Origin of the sequence: Acinetobacter lwoffii (genome assembly GCF_029024105.1) — a bacterium.
Lineage (GTDB): Bacteria > Pseudomonadota > Gammaproteobacteria > Pseudomonadales > Moraxellaceae > Acinetobacter > Acinetobacter lwoffii.
This window is the reverse complement of the sequence record NZ_CP118963.1, coordinates 1,670,875-1,684,420: the sequence shown is the minus strand read 5'-3', so window position 1 is coordinate 1,684,420 and position 13,546 is coordinate 1,670,875. Positions and strand designations below refer to the sequence as shown.

Below are 13,546 nucleotides of genomic sequence, written 5' to 3'. Positions count from 1 at the left end.
ATTTTTATGGCAGAAATAATACATATCTAAATGCTTGAATTTTATACAGCATGACGTAAACCATAACAGCATCATCATCTACATAGTCTTTGAGATGATGATGCATATGAAAAAAATAATACTTCTGATCCTTCTCAGCTTGCTGATCTTTTCATTAATCCTCTATCACACGGAACGCCTTGGTCTTGCTGCGATCGTTATTTCCTTGACGGTCTGCGTACTGATCATCATGGCTGCTTCGTACCTGATGGAGCATGCATATATCAAAGACATCAATTCCAAAGATCACCACAAATAATCCACCAGGAGACATTCATGTCACATACAGATGAACAGATGGAACAAGAGATTCAAGACAAAGGTTTGGAAGCTCCACGAGTCACACTTGATCAGATCAAAGAAATGATGACGCATGTGCAATACGTCTTTGAGCAGCCAGAAGGTACGACCTCTACATTCGCTCATGCATTTCTAAATGGTGATTTCTATTTAGCAACTGGCCATACCGCTTGTGTGTCAAAAGAAAATTTTGATGTGTTGCTTGGTATTAAGTATGCACAAGAAGAAGCGGCTCAGAAGGCTCAGGATAAATTATGGGAGCTGGAAGGTTACAACCTGTACCGCAATCCGATGATCGAATGTGGTACATGTGAAAGCCCTAAGGCTGAATTGGGAGAGGTTTTGCCAGAAGACCCTAAAGAGCCGTCAGAGTCAGAGGAAGGATCGAAACTTTGCTCAGGATCAGCGGTTGGTTATAGCTCAACCTTCACCGATCCAAATCTCATTGCACAATTGCGGGAATGTCTCGGTAATCGCCATATTAAGTCTTATGGCTTGCATGAATTGGTTGTAACGCGATTAGCAAAAGAACTCGGTGGATCTACTGATGATATCAAAGTCAATTCAGGCGTTCAGAAATGTGCAAACAGTTGTGATACAGCATCTTCAGATACTTTAGCAGAAGCGTCGAATCGTGGTTTAGGTGAGCTACTACCTGAGCACCCATGGGAAAGTATTCCAACACAGCAGGTTCTTAAGTATGTAGGCCCTGTGGCATTTGCATATGTCTGGGCTGTTACCAGTGATCAGCAGGATTATTGGACGTGCACGATTTCTTTACATGCTGCACCTGAGCCTGTGCCAGAAATCACAGCGAATGGCATTACTGAGGAAGTGGCATTTGCAGCAGCGATCCGCACACTTAAAGAAATAGTTTATAAAAATGAATGGGTGCTGGGTTGAGTTATAACAACGTTGGTGTCATTGGCACACCATTCAAACTTTCTGCATTGACCATGGCGATAGCTGTGGCCACTGCGACCCAGCCAAGGCAGGAAGATGAACCGCACTGGCTGGATGCTGAAGAAGGACCATTGGTACAGCGCTTCGATAACTTCCTGAATAGCTGGACTGATGACACCGAGTTCACTATTGAGCATGAGTCATCTGATGCACTGGATCTGTACTGCATGACAGCAGACAGTATTCCTTTCTCATTCCGCCGTATTGATGATCGTTATAGCCTGCTATTTGATAATGAGTCAGAGACCATTCAACAAAGCACCTTCGAGTTTTTTGTTGAGCAATTAAAATTTTTACCACTTTGAACTGTTTGTATTTTTTTTATACACGTCGTCGTAAGCCGGCGACTTACTATAAATATATCGGGTGGTGCTGAGCATCATTCGGTGAACAAGCCAAGGTTTGTTTAATCTCCATTGACAGCTCGGAAAGACGAGTAGAGCGTTGCTATCTCTTAAAACTACTGCCGGTTCCCCTCGATGTTATTCGTAGCATCTTGTGGGAACGAATCCTTGGCCACAGGCGGTGTGTGTGCTTTCGCTTCTTCCCTCAAGTTGCAGTGCACAGTAGGTTCGACTCCTACGCTCAGGGCCAGATATTTTGGAGTGCCATTAGAACGGTGGCGTTTGCACAGTCCAGACAGGCTTCGGCAGGAATGGATAATCCACGTTGTGGAGATGGGAAGCGCGATCCTGGCGCATTTATAAAAATACCGTGCATTCAACAGTTCTGGAATTAAGTATCGGGAGACGCTTAATTGAAGAAATAACCGTTTAGGCGGGTTTTTGTTGTTACCTTGAATCAGATCACCCTTATCTGAGCCGATCAAAGGGAATTTATGCATGTATGGGTGAGGTGGATTAGCCAGCGGACTGCAACTCCGTTTATACAGGTTCGAGTCCTGTTACATGCTCCAAATAGCGCTGTGGGTTCTTACCCTTTTTGCCCACCTTTCCCCAAGGGTGGGCTTTTTTTTGAGAATGTACTTAAGCCACTTAATTAGTGGCTTTTTTATTGCCTACCTATTGCCCCTGTGTAGGGTTCGACCATTTATTGCCATATCCCAAATACTCAAGCCTACGTTGAGCAATCGACAGCAAGCGACTCTTAAAAGTCAGCACTTCACCTATATGCGGCTACAGCGATAAGTGGCAGGAAAGGCATGAGTAATACAGAGCATTTAACGACAGACATTAACGCGGATGCTGATCAACAAAATCTGGGCGCGAGCTTATTAGAAGCTGCGCTATTTGGCGAGACTGCAGAACCAGCTGCAGAAACAGGTAGTGTGCCAGCCACTACACCAGAAGACGTAAAAGCAGATGCAGGGATAGCTTCACCTGATCCGGTACCGTCAGAACCTGTGGTAACACCGCCGGCCACTGAACCAACGCCACCAGTTGAAGAAAATGCGGAAAATTCTGTGGTCTTGGCAAAGGATGGTAAACACACCATTCCTTTTGAACGACTGCAAGAAACCCGTGAACAAGTACAGCAGTATAAGCAGCAAGTGGAACAACTCACTGCACAGTTAGCAGCACAGCAGACACCTGGTAACACCCAGGTCGCACAGCAGAATGCAGCTGTAGCAGAGGCAGTCATTGAGGCAAGCGGAAACAATGCTGATGTGATGGCCATGTTTGGTGATTTCTCAGAAGAAGCGATTGCCAAGGGAGTTGAAGCATTGGTGAGCCAGCGTGTATCTGCACAAGTGCAGAGCATGATGGATGCAGCCCTTGCACCATTCAAGCAGCAGCAACAGCTGAGTGCGGAACAGCAACACTTTGCTTATATCGAATCTGCACATCCTGACTATGAATCGATTCCAGAATCGCAAGAGTTTCAGGCATGGAAAGATGCGCAACCCAGCTTTATACGCAGTGCCTATGACGATGTATTGAATAAAGGCAATGCAGAGCAGGTGGTTGAACTCTTAAGTTTGTACAAGTCCCAAAACAATGTCAGTCCAAAGGCTGAAGCACCAGCGCCAACACAGGCCATGGTGGAAAAAGCCAAGCAAGCTGTACAGAACGCTCCATCCAAAGTACCGCACAGCGTGACGGATCTACCTGCAGGTTCACCTGCAGCATTATCCGCTGATGAACGTTTATCGAATTTGAGTGGACCTGAACTTCTCGCAGAAATGGAGAACTGGTCCCCTGATCAAGTCGAAGCGTACATGAGCCGTCGTGCATAAATTTGTTAGTGGAGAATACCATGACTGATAAAACCCATGCCGCATACGGCGATAAAACTAATATGATGCAACAGTCCGTTGGACTCTTTGCAAAAAGCTTACGTCGTAAAAGCACCCTGAATAACCTGGTTGGCCCAATGCCAAAAGGTGAAGGCAGTGCAGAAGCGACCATTAAAAAACAAACTTCCAAACACATGCCGATTGTACGTGTTCAAGACTTGGGTAAAGGCCTGGGTGATGAAGTTACCTACAACCTGATCCAGCCAGTAAACGCTTATCCAATCATGGGTAGCGAATATGCTGAAGGTCGCGGTGTCGGCATGTCGATCGTTGAAGATCGTCTGCGTGTAGACCAGGCACGTTTCCCTGTAGATCTGGGTAACGTCATGACGCAGATCCGCTCACCAGTAGATTTTCGTCGTATGGGTCGTCCAATCGCACAGGATCTGATGGATCGCTATAGCGATATGTCTCTTTTAGTTCATCTGTGTGGTGCACGTGGTTTCGTTAAAAATGTGGAATGGCCAATTCCAACTGAGGAAGATCCGAAGTTTGCCAAAATTATGGTGAACAAGGTTTTGGCACCAACCAAAAACCGTCACTTTATGGTCGATGGCCAAGGTGTTAAATCATTTACCACCAATGCTGGTGAAGCATCTCTGGCAACTACAGACCTGTTCACACTGGACACAGTGGATTCAATGAAGCAGGTGCTGGATGACATGATCCTACCGCCACCGTGTATTAAGGTTGAAGGTGATGATGGGTCGGAAGATTCGCCATTACGTGTATGGCTGGTATCTCCAGCACAGTACAACTGGTTTGCAAAACAGCCAAACTTCCGTCAGTTCGTAGCTGATGCGGTAGCGCGCGCATCGAATGCCAAGTTGCATCCGTTGTTCCGTGGTGATGTGGGTATCTGGAATGGTTTCCTGATCCGCAAAATGTCACATGCCATCCGCTTCTTTGCAGGTAATGCAATCAAGTATGCAACGAGCTATACATCTGAAGCAGAAGCGTCAGCGCTTGTACCTGCAAGCTTTGGTAAAACGCATGCGGTGGATCGTTCAATCATCTTGGGTGGCCAAGCGTTGGCAGAAGCATTTGCTGCACATAAAACCTCAGGTGTGCCTTACTTCTGGTCTGAAAAGGGTGATCTGGATCATGGCGATAAGGCTGAGCTTTTGATCGGAACAATTCGTGGCGTGAAGAAAATCCGCTTTGATGTCGATGTGGATGGTGATGGTAGCAACATGCAGTACACCGATCATGGTGTGATTGCAGTCGATACCGTAGTGAAGATCCAAGGCTAAGGCTGAAATAGGGCTGAGTGATCGGCCCTCCGTCAAATTTTAGGAGTATTTAACTCATGGCGACAATTAAACGTAAAAGCGGATTTGCGAATCGCTTCGGTGGTGCAGTGCCATACGGCAACGTGACAGCCTTTGTTTTCTCATTGGCTACCAATGCGGCAGGTGCAGTACTGGATTCCAATTCCGATGTGGCAGTGGCTTCAGGTGATGTAATCGAGTTGGGTTTATTGCCAGTAGGCTTCCGACTGGATGATGCACAGGTGCTGATCAATACAGCGATGACCGAAGCTGTGACTGGTTCACTGGGCTTTAAATATGCTGATGGTGTGGACTCAAGCGAAGTACCGCAGGATGCATCGTACTTTATTAGTGGTGGTGCACTGGCGACCGCAGCACGTTTACGTGCAACCGGTACCAAGTTGGTGACTTTGCCAAAGCCTGCGATTTTAACACTCACCACGGGTGGTGCGGCCAATGCCAAAGCATCGGACATCAAGGTTGTGGTGTCTGGTGAATTGACTGGCCCGCGTTAAGTAAAAGTATAAAAACATGAAGTTTATGGGATGGATGATTTTCAGCGAGTCACCATCCCTTTTTTATATTTCACATGAGGAATCATTATGAAAATCGCTTTATTGGCAGCAATTGCACATGGAATGAATCTGGCATATTCCGCATCACTGGGTGATCAGTCTCATTTACCCTGGGAAGAAACCTCAGATGAGCTGAAAAAAAGTATTGAGTATGGTGTAAAACTGCATTTGGAAAACCCGGATACCACACCTGAGCAGTCACATGAATCATGGCTGGCGCAGAAAGAAGCCGATGGTTGGGTTTATGGTGAAGTTAAAGACCTTGAAAATAAGACCCATCCTTGCATCCTGCCATATGACCAGTTACCTGCAGAGCAGAAAACCAAAGACTATCTGTTTAAAGCAGTGGTGACTTTGCTTAAAGACTTACCAGATCCAGATGATGTATCTGCATTGAATGGTGAACTGGTCAAATTACAGTTACAGGTTGCAGCTCAAAAGACTCAGCCAATTGGTGCAGCGGCAGCAGCGCAATTTAAAACAGCAGGCGTGACCATTGTCTATGACGGCCCGAAAGACCAGTTCACAGATAACTTGTACGGCACCAAACTGGTATTTAACTGTGGCCAGCCACGCACGGTACCAAGCAACTTTGCCAAGCAATTCCTGAGTCATCCTGAATTCAAAGAAGTAGAAGCAGGTGATGCACCTGTAGCACAAGATCTGGATGATACCGATGCAATTCTGGCACAGCAAAAGGCTGAACAGGACAAGCTGAAGCAGGAACAGGATCGAATTTTCAATGAGGTTGAATCGATCAAGCAGTTCGGTACCAAAAAGGCTGTGACGGATTACATCGAAGCGAACTACGGTGAAAAGGTAAATCCGAACTCATTCAAGCTCGATGAGCTGAAAGACAAAGCGATTGAGAAAGTACGTCAGTTTGGAGCGATCTAAATATGGACTTAAAAGAACTGCGTCGTCGATTTCGTGTTGAAGCCGGGGATTCGGTACAGCCATACTTCACCAGTGATGAAGATGTGGATGCATGGCTAAATGACGCAGTTCATGAGGCCTGTATCCGTGGTCGTCTTTTGCATGAATCAGAAGATGTCACGATCTGCCATATTGAAATTACAGCAGGGCAGGCACAGTACTCGCTTGATCCGCGTATCTATGAATTGACACATTTACGCTTTGATCCTGGACATGGCCAATGTGAACGTGAAGTGAAGCTGGCTTCTGAAGAAGTACTCAGTCATCGCTATCACAGCAACTGGCGTACCAGAATCGGTGATCCAGTACATGCCATTCAATCTGACACAGGTTTACGTCTGGTACCACGTCCTGAGCAGAACGGTACCTTGATCATTGAAGGCTATCGTTTACCGCTTGTTGATATGGTAGAAGATACAGATCAGCCAGAAATCAATCAGGCACATCATGCCCACCTGGTGCAATGGGCACTGCATAAAGCATTTAGCGTTCCTGATACCGAGTTCATGGATCCTAACCGAGCAGCAATTGCTGAAGCCAAGTTTATTGATTACTTCGGGGATCGACCTGACAGCAATTTACGTCGTGAAGTACGTGAAGATTTTGAACATCATGTCACACCATTCTGGCCATAAGTTCCTAAGACCCGTGTAGGGTTGGTCGAATCTGACCCTACTTTCACATCATAAAGCCATGTTTTTATTATTTGGAAATAATCATGGCAAACACACTCTATGACTTTGCACGTCAGCGTTTTTTAGAAGCACAGATCAATTGGCTTAACGACACAATCAAAGTTGTGCTTGTTGATAGTGGTGCTTACACGGTACAGCCAAGCATTCACCAATATCTTTCAGACATTCCTACTTCGGCACGTATCGCAGGTCCAGTTACTTTAACAGGAAAATCTACAGCGAACGGTGCAGCAGATGCTAATGACTGTACGTTTACAGCCGTTTCGGGTAACTCAATTGAAGCGATTGTAATTTATAAAGATACTGGTTCCGAAGCAACTTCACCTCTCCTTGCTTATATCGATACTGCCACAGGTCTGCCGATCACCCCAAACGGTGGTGACATTATTGTGACTTGGGATAATGGTACAAATAAAATCTTTAAAGTTTAATAGTTAAAGCCGACAGTGGCGATCTTAACCACTGTCTAAAATTCGGATGGTAAATTGTCGGGTGCTTTAGCAATCATACCTCTGATGCTTAATCAAAGTAGGCAAAGGATAAAAAAGATGAAAGAACAGCAAGAAAAACCACCAACTCAAGGCGTGGGTGTTCAAGGTTTTGCTGCCGATATGTATGCTGCTGATATCAAAAAGATTGATTGGATGAGCCTTATTAAGTCACCCAAGTTTCAGTGGTTTGCTGCTGAACAAAGTGAAAATAGTAGTGCTAACCCGATGACATGGATCACAGAATACGTGCGTCAACAGATTGCTGAGAAAAGTGAGCAGGTGTTTTTTAACGACTATTCTGCTTGGCACAGCAATAAAGGTTATTGGCAGAATGAGGATGTTTACGGTAATTTGTTGGGAGAAGATTAATGCCACATAAACCAGGTACAGGTGCGATTCGTGGGATCGTGTCAGAAGATGGCTTCCCTGCACGAAAACGAGTAACGCTCTTGGATCGTACCAATTTCCGACAGCTTGCAACTCTTGTTTCGGGCGTGGATGGGGATTACGTGTTTTCAGGTTTAGACCCTAATACTGATGACTATATGTTGTTTTCAGTAGATGATGATCGCGAACCTGAAACAAATTTTAAGGACCCAATCATTTATGATCGGGTGCAGCCGATCAATACTGCAATGTCCGTTCGTCAAGTCAATGACTGGTTTTATAACGCACAAAAAAATGATATGCGAGCGGCATTTGTCCCTATTTTGGCAACATCTAGTGGTAACCCAAATAATGTGGATTCAGGTTCGGGTTATGGGGCTACTCGATGGCAAACGATAGGTTCCGCTCAGTTGGATGGTACATATCTTGGTAGTTCACCTGTATTACCTCAGTTGGGTAAGCTGTTAAATAATAATTCAATGCTTCTCATGTACCCTCTTGTTTCGCATAGTGAGGGTAATTATTACGGATCGCCTTCTAACCAACTTAGTTTGGAGTGGGTGATCGACTTAGACAATGTGACAGGTAATCCTGCACTCTATTTTGCACCGCTCTATAAATACGTGGGTGCTGATGTACCTATGGAAGCGAATCTCACGCCATCATCGACAAGCGCTAGCGATCCAGGGGTACAAGGGTATATTGGCTATATCTCCAACCGACGGACGATACAAGTTGGTTACAATGGTAGTGCTGGTAGTAGTGGTATGCTGTCTAACCCATTTTCTGAAAATTTAGGTGGTATTGGTTCGGCAACAAATATGCTCGAATATCTACTTCCTGCAGAATTGGTAGGAACAACTGTTCACCTCATAGCGACCATTGCTGTCGGTTCTAGCACAGTAGCGACAAAACTCTTTGTTAATGGGGTGAAAGTCGCAGAGAAGTTTTTAAACCATCAACGATATGTTTATACGGGTACCCAAGTTGCAAACACCCTTATTTTAGCGGGGTCAAAGAATGCGGACATAGAGGGTAGTTATACTAATCGACAACTCAGTAAACATACAACAGGTAAGATAAAGACAAGTCTTGCAGCCTTGTATTATAAATATTTGAGTGAAGCTGAAGTACAGGCGCAGTTTAACGCATTGTTCAACACTGAGCGAAATCCGATTGTACCGACTGAAAGCGGCTATCCATATCTTGTAAAAATGATGCGTCCTTTTTTATACATCCCGATGAGCGTAGCACCCGCTGAGGACAATAGTATAACGGTCCCGCAAGATATTGGTTATTTTGGCAGTTTTACGAAAAACAGCACATCGAATAACGTAAAGCTTGCGGATACGTCTATTGTTGTTGGGCGTAGCCTTTTAAGTTTTGAAGGCGGGAGCTTGCTCAATATCCGGAGAAACTTGCAAAATGTACCTGCTAGAAATGCAGTTAGTTTTGCCTGGGTAGCAGCCCCTACAACTGGAACTCCAAGCGCAACTGAAGTGTTGTTTAGGCATGAATTCTTTGTGCACAACGCCACTTATGCTTCAGCATTCGCTTACCATTCATGGGGTTTAGATAGAAGTGTTGCGGGCCTATGGCAGATACGTTACGGATCAACCATTACGTTTGATACCCCTCCCGAGGTAGGTGTACAGCACCACTATGCGGTAACGATCGATTTTGTTGTTGGTGAAGCAAAGCTGTATGTAGATGGCGTATTAGTGGAGGTAAAAAAAGGCAATTATAGCCCTATTTCCCCTAGCGCCAATCAAGTATACGCATACGTATCTAGTCAGCAAATGAATTACTATGCGAACCTTTCTATCGGTTCAAGTACAAACTTGCAAACAGGCGTTGCCCAAAATTTCTACAATGGGGTTTTTGGTCAATTCTCAGCACACCCGTATTTGATGACAGATCGGGAAGTTGAGGATATGTACGACTTCTTAGACGTGCTGTAAGAGGTGATGCATGGCTGATTTACCGATTACGCAGGTTGGTCGGATCTTTTCCTCTGAGTTTGGCCGACCTGCATTAGCCTTGGCCGCTAAGGGGGCGGTTGCGCAAAGCGTGGGGGATTTAGGCCGTGTCGGTGTGGCCGTTATACATCGTGGCGGCTCACTTGCTTTCCAGTGCCATTTCGATTTTGAGCAAGAGTTAGAGCCGTATCCGCAACGCATGTTGTTTGATGGTGCAATTGTCCAAACCCTAATCAGTTTGGGTAATCAAAGCCTTCTTGGTGTAACTGTTGTTAAAATGGGTGCGCAATCGGCACGACCAACCGGAGTGATGAATGAGCGTGTTGGTATTGCTCAAGTTTCACATCTAGCAGAACCGCATGATTTCAATTTTGATAGTGCGACACAAAACACAAGCCAACCTTATTTTCACTTCGGCACAGCGGCAATACCCACATTACTCATTACACAAGCAGGTCGAATCACCCCTCCAACATTCAGTGCTGTTAAAGATATTAATATTGCTTGGACACTAGCACCAAAATCAATTGATCAAGAACGTATCGGTTATCCACGTATTAATAGCGTAGGTGTTGGGACGTTTGATTTTGAGTTCACACCTTCTACACCGCTAGATTTTAGTGACGGTTATCGACATTTCGTTTTTGGTGGAGATCATGTTGTATCGCAAGTAACGCTTGGTGATACTCATGGCATGGGTGTAAATTTTGCGATCAAAAACACTGCAGACACTATACGTTATGCAGGTAGGATCGCGTCACGTGCGAAGTTTGGCTACCCTGCACTTTATCCTGTTCGGGAAAAACCGTCACACAATATACCTTTGAACATTGAGTTCAACCAAGATATTCGTAAAGCGAACCCTTTAAACACTCCATTTTATTTTTTCTATGACTACGAAGTACCTGTACAGGGCTTTGATCTGTCCTTATATGGCACACCATCAATAGAAAATGCCGAAGATATTCTGCTCCCTACAGGGATCGGTGGCTTACAAGTCGGTTTAGCTTTGGTGGAGTTAGGTGCAAATAAAGCGCAGAATATTGACTTATCGGGTGAAGATTGCAGTTTATTCGGTGTCAATGAACTATATCTTTCGAGCCATTTCATTGTCGCAGGGGCGATGCGCACTGACCGTTATGGTGTGGCTAAGGTTTCACATCGAGTCTTGATTGCAAAACCTTTCGGGATAGCATCTCAGCAGTTCGGTTTACAGTTTGTAAGCCATGAAGTGCGTGATATTCAAATGGGGGAAGGGCTATATAGTTCTATTGTCGGTTCACCCTGGGTTTCTTTTTATCGTCGTGAATTGTTGGCTAAGGCGATTACAGCACCTCAATTACCTCAACCAACGGTAAGTCCTAAAATCATCATTGATGTGGAGGGTTTTGATGCAACGCTATTTGGTGAACGTATCATCCCTGAATCACAGCAACTATATCCGCAAGGTTTTGCGGAGGAATACGGCCTACCTGACGTTTATTTATCAACCCAATATATCAAGCTCGAAGGTTTTGAAAGTTTAGGTTTAACCCCTGTTGACCAGGTTTACAATCTAACCCAATACATTGAAATGTATTACTTCGCTGAAAGTGAATTAAATCCACCAACCTGGTCAAAATGGATTCATGTGGTGCATGGGAAAAGGACTGTGACCACACACGGCACATTCTTCCAAAAAATAGGGCGACCTGTATTAGATCTAGGCGCGCGTGTGATCCATTTAAAAGGGATCGATACCTCTGACATTTCAGCGCAGAATATGATTTCTCACTATTTGCGATGGATTGAAACAACAGGGATTGAACCTGACGCTTTAAGCCAGTGGTCAGCGATCCATAATGCTGCCAGTAAACTAACGCTTGCAGGAGTGGAAAGCAACTTAGTGTTTGGTCAACCTGGGCTTATCAACACGCGACGCTACTTTCCATATATCGGTGCATTCGATTCGCTTGAAATGGGCGAACCGATGATTGCTGATCGGATTCGATCTATCGATATTGAAAGTCGATATAGCATCGAACCGTTGACTATCCCATTGCCGACTGTAGAACTGTACACACGTTACATTGATGTGATTGGGCAAGAGTATGGTGCGATTGGTGCGATTAACTTTGCTGTGTATAAAAACATTATTACCCCACGATGGTCGCCACGCGAGTATTACGGTTATCCAGTAGTTCATAATGTCACACCCGAGATTTCAATTCATGGGCATGACAGTGCCGAATTAGGTGAGCCTGTTATACGTTTACAGTGGCGAGAACTAAATACGATTGGTGATGGCGCGACGCTGTTCGGTCAGACACGGATTAGAGATCGAAAACAAAAAATAGAGGTTCACGCTTTTGCGCCTTGGGCAGTGGGTCATCAAGTACACGTTGAGAAAACAGAATCCCCGCCATTCACACCTCAATATATCTATCTAAACAACGTCGAAATAGATGGTGAGTGGCGAGATGGTCACGGCATATCTGCACCTGACAATCAGGTGGGTAAACCGTATGTGTGGCAAAACGTACTGTATGTCAGCAGTATGCAATCGATGACGATATTTGGTCAAACAACTATCCATTGTAATAATATCAATGTAAGCCCTGGTATTGGTTTAACACCAATAACAGGGCCGACAATCTATTTAAAGCGGGTGCGTGTTTATCCTGAGTCGATAAAAAGCTTATTCAGTTTTGGTAAACCTCAAATATCACCACATACAATTTGGGCAACATTTGATGCACCGGGTCAGGCCAATTTCAATCACCAAAGCGGTTGGGATCTAGTGGATAGTGAAGCTGTTTTCGGTTTTGCCAAAGTTGCGAACGTCATTTTAGAACCGTTGCATGTTGCAGGTTTTACCGCGTATTCGATGGGTAAACCTCAAGTTGAGTCCTCGATCAATTACATTCGACCTAACGGGATTCGGGCATCGCGTATGGGGTGGCACGAAATCCCGTCCATGTTACGAGAAGTTGTGCAGTTTGAAAGCAACGATTCGATGGCGTTTGGTCAGCTTACGCTCAAAATTCTATATACAGGACCATACTATCCAAGACCACATTCGTTATATGCAACGTCGTTTGGTCAGACGCATATAGAACTTTTACATCGTGAACTCAAAATGAAGGGCTTGGATAGCTTGGTAATGGGGCGTTCGCATGATGGAACATTATACAAACCTCAATCATTGCATGTGGGTTTTCCGATGCCAACGATACCTCGCGGATCAAACATGGCGATATTCGGCACATTGTTTATCTCTAATTTCATTCGTCAGTTGGATGTTAAAGGTTTTGATGCTTTTGTTTCGCAGCTTGACTCAGCTAATTTTGGACGACGAATGAAAGTTGAGTTGGTGGACAAGCCTAAACACATATTCCAGACAAAAGAAGTTTTTGCTCAAGCGAACGATCATGCGTTTTATGGTGTACCAGATATACGTTTGGCAGTGCATTACATTAGACCTGATGGCAACAGCGACCAATACCGCAAAGGCGACCTAGAAAATACAGAGCAACGTATTGTGGCGCGCTACATCCATGCGCCAGGTATTGATTCAAGTCGTTTTGGATATGATTTTGTAGGTCGTCAGATTATGGCGATAAATATAGAGATGAATCGAGAACTAAAACCGTTCAATGATTTTAATTTTTGAG

The 13,546-nt window shown here is 44.8% G+C and carries 10 protein-coding genes, 1 tRNA gene and 1 pseudogene; all 12 read left to right on the top strand.

Translation table 11 applies throughout. The annotated features are described in order from the left end of the window. Positions 1-315: 315 nt before the first annotated feature. A pseudogene (locus PYW33_RS16885) lies at positions 316-621 on the top strand (Gp49 family protein); the annotation flags it as partial. Positions 622-1,238: 617 nt separating this feature from the next. After that, complete coding sequence (locus tag PYW33_RS08050) at positions 1,239-1,607, top strand: hypothetical protein (protein WP_228127480.1); 369 nt, start codon at positions 1,239-1,241, stop codon at positions 1,605-1,607. A gap of 535 nt (positions 1,608-2,142) precedes the next feature. After that, positions 2,143-2,218: transfer RNA gene (locus PYW33_RS08045), tRNA-Cys, on the top strand. A 246-nt stretch (positions 2,219-2,464) separates the two neighbouring features. Continuing rightward, positions 2,465-3,499 (top strand): hypothetical protein, encoded by a 1,035-nt coding sequence (locus tag PYW33_RS08040; RefSeq protein WP_004646853.1) that lies wholly within the window; start codon positions 2,465-2,467, stop codon positions 3,497-3,499. 20 nt (positions 3,500-3,519) lie between these two features. Next, a complete protein-coding gene (locus PYW33_RS08035; RefSeq protein ID WP_004646854.1) occupies positions 3,520-4,812 on the top strand; it encodes a phage capsid family protein in 1,293 nt (430 codons plus the stop codon). 56 nt (positions 4,813-4,868) lie between these two features. Beyond that, positions 4,869-5,345 carry a hypothetical protein gene (locus PYW33_RS08030; protein WP_004646855.1) on the top strand — a complete coding sequence of 159 codons (477 nt, stop codon included), beginning with the start codon at positions 4,869-4,871 and terminating at the stop codon, positions 5,343-5,345. Between the two features lie 87 nt (positions 5,346-5,432). Then, positions 5,433-6,302 carry a RyR domain-containing protein gene (locus PYW33_RS08025; RefSeq protein WP_004646857.1) on the top strand — a complete coding sequence of 290 codons (870 nt, stop codon included), beginning with the start codon at positions 5,433-5,435 and terminating at the stop codon, positions 6,300-6,302. Positions 6,303-6,304: 2 nt separating this feature from the next. Further along, entirely contained in the window at positions 6,305-6,976 is a 672-nt protein-coding gene (locus tag PYW33_RS08020) for a phage adaptor protein (RefSeq protein ID WP_004646858.1), read from the top strand. A gap of 83 nt (positions 6,977-7,059) precedes the next feature. Further along, positions 7,060-7,467 carry a hypothetical protein gene (locus PYW33_RS08015; RefSeq protein WP_004646859.1) on the top strand — a complete coding sequence of 136 codons (408 nt, stop codon included), beginning with the start codon at positions 7,060-7,062 and terminating at the stop codon, positions 7,465-7,467. Positions 7,468-7,584: 117 nt separating this feature from the next. Next, on the top strand, positions 7,585-7,896 hold the full coding sequence (locus PYW33_RS08010) for a hypothetical protein (RefSeq protein WP_004646860.1): 312 nt from the start codon (positions 7,585-7,587) through the stop codon (positions 7,894-7,896). Beyond that, positions 7,896-9,875 (top strand): hypothetical protein, encoded by a 1,980-nt coding sequence (locus tag PYW33_RS08005; RefSeq protein WP_004646861.1) that lies wholly within the window; start codon positions 7,896-7,898, stop codon positions 9,873-9,875. The genes PYW33_RS08010 and PYW33_RS08005 overlap by 1 nt, the downstream gene beginning before the upstream one ends. A gap of 10 nt (positions 9,876-9,885) precedes the next feature. Next, on the top strand, positions 9,886-13,545 hold the full coding sequence (locus PYW33_RS08000) for a hypothetical protein (protein WP_004646862.1): 3,660 nt from the start codon (positions 9,886-9,888) through the stop codon (positions 13,543-13,545). The last annotated feature ends 1 nt before the right edge of the window (position 13,546 follow it).

Bases quoted from the DNA above. Each gene is read 5' to 3' on its own strand.
- PYW33_RS08035 (WP_004646854.1), top strand. From the start codon at position 3,520: ATGACTGATAAAACCCATGCCGCATACGGCGATAAAACTAATATGATG.
- PYW33_RS08020 (WP_004646858.1), top strand. From the start codon at position 6,305: ATGGACTTAAAAGAACTGCGTCGTCGATTTCGTGTTGAAGCCGGGGAT.
- PYW33_RS08040 (WP_004646853.1), top strand. From the start codon at position 2,465: ATGAGTAATACAGAGCATTTAACGACAGACATTAACGCGGATGCTGAT.
- PYW33_RS08025 (WP_004646857.1), top strand. From the start codon at position 5,433: ATGAAAATCGCTTTATTGGCAGCAATTGCACATGGAATGAATCTGGCA.
- PYW33_RS08015 (WP_004646859.1), top strand. From the start codon at position 7,060: ATGGCAAACACACTCTATGACTTTGCACGTCAGCGTTTTTTAGAAGCA.
- PYW33_RS08000 (WP_004646862.1), top strand. From the start codon at position 9,886: ATGGCTGATTTACCGATTACGCAGGTTGGTCGGATCTTTTCCTCTGAG.
- PYW33_RS08030 (WP_004646855.1), top strand. From the start codon at position 4,869: ATGGCGACAATTAAACGTAAAAGCGGATTTGCGAATCGCTTCGGTGGT.
- PYW33_RS08005 (WP_004646861.1), top strand. From the start codon at position 7,896: ATGCCACATAAACCAGGTACAGGTGCGATTCGTGGGATCGTGTCAGAA.
- PYW33_RS08010 (WP_004646860.1), top strand. From the start codon at position 7,585: ATGAAAGAACAGCAAGAAAAACCACCAACTCAAGGCGTGGGTGTTCAA.